This window comes from Actinomycetota bacterium (assembly GCA_036280995.1).
Classification (GTDB): domain Bacteria; phylum Actinomycetota; class CALGFH01; order CALGFH01; family CALGFH01; genus CALGFH01.
Genome location: DASUPQ010000930.1, coordinates 1 through 2,468 on the forward strand (window position 1 = coordinate 1; position 2,468 = coordinate 2,468).

Here is a 2,468-nt window from a genome sequence, read left to right on the forward strand (position 1 = left end):
AGAAGGGCGGGGTGGAGGGCGAGGGTGGCCGGTTCCGGCGGAACCATTGCGTGCCGATGCCCAGGGTCGACTCGATCGCGGAGCTGAACGAGCTGCTCGCCGCGGCCGACGCGAAGGATGATCATCGGCGGATCGGGAACCGGGTCCACACGGTGGGGCACGACTGGCAGCAGGAACGGCTGCTGCTGCGGCCGTTGCCGGCCGAACCGTTCCCGACCTGGCTGAGCTTGACCCCGCGAGTGGACCGGCAGGCCCGGGTCACCGTCCGGCAGTGCCTGTACTCGGTCCCGGCACGGTTGATCGGCCACACCGTCCGGGTCCAGCTGGGTGCCGCCCAGCTCCGGGTTTACGACCGGACCCGACTGGTCGCCACCCATGAGCGGCTGCTGGCCCGCGGCGGCCAGTCGTTGATCTTGGACCACTACCTGGAGGTGCTGCAGCGTAAGCCGGGCGCACTGCCCGGCGCGACCGCACTGCAGCAGGCCCGGAACGCGGGCAGCTTCACCGCCACCCATGACGCGTTCTGGGCGATGGCCCGGGCCCAACTCGGCGACTCGGCCGGCACCCGGGCCCTGGTGGAGGTTCTGCTGCTGCACCGCCGGATGGAACCGGCACAGATCGAGGCGGGGATGAGGGCAGCGGTGCGGCTCGGCAACCCCTCACCAGACATGGTCGCGGTCGAAGCCCGGGCCGCCGCCGGGTCGCCGGTTCCCGGCCCGGTGCCGCTGATCCTGCCCCGGCGAACCGGCCGCGGTGACGGGGCCGACCTGGCCCAGGTCACGGTGCTGCCGACCGATCCGCGTCCGCTGCCCGCCGTGGACCGCTACGACTCCCTGCTCGACCTCGACCAGACCACGAGCGCCGGCGGCGAACGATGACGGCGCCAAGGCGTCTCGACCCGGAGCCGGCGGCCGCGGCGGCGATCGAGGCAGCCTGCCGCGCGCTGCGGCTGCCGACCATGCGGACCCGGTTCGCCGAGATCGCCGCCGCCGCCGACCGTGAACAGTTGTCCTACCTCGGGTTCTTGGCCGAGCTGGTGATGGCAGAATGCGACGACCGCACCGCCCGCCGCGCAACGCGCAGGATCAACGCCGCCGGGTTCCCCAGGCCGAAACGGCTCGAGGAGTTCGACTTCACCGCCAACCCGGCCGTGAATCCGGCCACCGTGCACCAGCTCGCCACCTGCCAATGGGTTCGCGACGGCAGACCGCTGTGCCTGATCGGAGACTCCGGGACCGGGAAAACGCATCTGCTGATCGCCCTGGGCACCGTAGCCGCCGAGCACGGCTACCGGGTCAAGTACACCCTGGCATCGAAACTGGTCAACGAGCTCGCCGAAGCCGCCGACGACCGGGCTCTGGTCCGCACCGTCGCCCGCTACGGCCGGGTCGATCTCCTCCTGGTCGACGAACTGGGCTACCTCGAATTGGATCGACGGGGCGCCGAGCTGCTGTTCGAGGTTCTCACCGACCGGGAGGAGAAGGCGAGCATCGCGGTCGCGTCGAACGAGGCCTTCTCGGGCTGGACGAAGACGATCATCGACCCCCGGCTCTGTGCCGCGATCGTCGACCGACTCACCTATCACGGCCAGATCATCCAGACCGGCACCCAGTCCTACCGCCTCGCCCACGCGCGCGCCGCCAAAGCCACGACCAAGATCACCAAAGAGGAGCCATGAGTGCTGTCACCGACCACGTGAAGATCGATCCGACGGACCTGGCCACCGCAGCATTCTGGCTCGGCCAACTCGCCCACTGGCTCGACGACCCCGACCATGCCAGCCAGTTCTCCTGGGACCTGTTCGGAGCCCCCGACGACTACCGGCCACCCCTCACCGTCGTCATCCGCCATGCCACCGCACCACTCACCGCAGCCCTACGGCCGGGGCCAGATGAAGTTGACAAAAGGAACCAGCGTGACCCCGAGACCACGACCTTCGCCAGAGCCCAGCGCGACTCACACGACCGACTCAGCCACCGGCCTCGGCGGTCCGAGGCGGAGCCCGGCTAGGGGTCTCCGGGCGATTGACAGCGGCAGTGGTTCGTCAGTTGAATGTCCTTCACAGAGCCTCTCAGGCTGGATCTTCGACCGATGGGGTTGTCATGTCAGGAATCTTTTACACCGAGCAATTGACACAGGGCAGCAGCCCGACAACGGGTCCACGTTCGCGAACTGTAGAGGCATACTTTCCTGAGCTTCAAGTATTCGCCACGATTTCGCTGAGCATGTACAGGACCGTGGCCTTCTCGCCCCCAACCACCTTTTGGAACGCTGAGGCATATATAGGGCGCGCCACCTCAAGTCCAGTCAACACTGTGTACCTGAGGACGGGGCATCTCACATTCACCCTCGAGGTGCAAAGTGCAACAGCCTCCGCAGTCTTCTCGATTTACGACACAGCTCAGGCAGCGAGGTTTGAGTTGGCTCAGCCTGAGGACCGGCTTGATTTGGGTATCTATGACGAAGTG

General features: G+C 67.4%; 3 protein-coding genes. All 3 read left to right on the top strand.

Translation table 11 applies throughout. The features are described from left to right. Nucleotides 1-878 (top strand): IS21 family transposase (locus VF468_31015; GenBank protein ID HEX5882716.1); only part of this gene is annotated, 878 nt, incomplete at its 5' end. Next, the gene (istB, locus tag VF468_31020; GenBank protein HEX5882717.1) at nucleotides 875-1,678 is read left to right on the top strand and encodes an IS21-like element helper ATPase IstB; all 804 of its coding nucleotides are present in this window, start codon (nucleotides 875-877) and stop codon (nucleotides 1,676-1,678) included. The genes VF468_31015 and istB, both read left to right, overlap by 4 nt. Nucleotides 1,679-2,225: 547 nt before the next feature. After that, nucleotides 2,226-2,468 (top strand): hypothetical protein (locus VF468_31025; protein HEX5882718.1); only part of this gene is annotated, 243 nt, incomplete at its 3' end.

Bases quoted from the DNA above. Each gene is read 5' to 3' on its own strand.
- istB (HEX5882717.1), top strand. From the start codon at position 875: ATGACGGCGCCAAGGCGTCTCGACCCGGAGCCGGCGGCCGCGGCGGCG.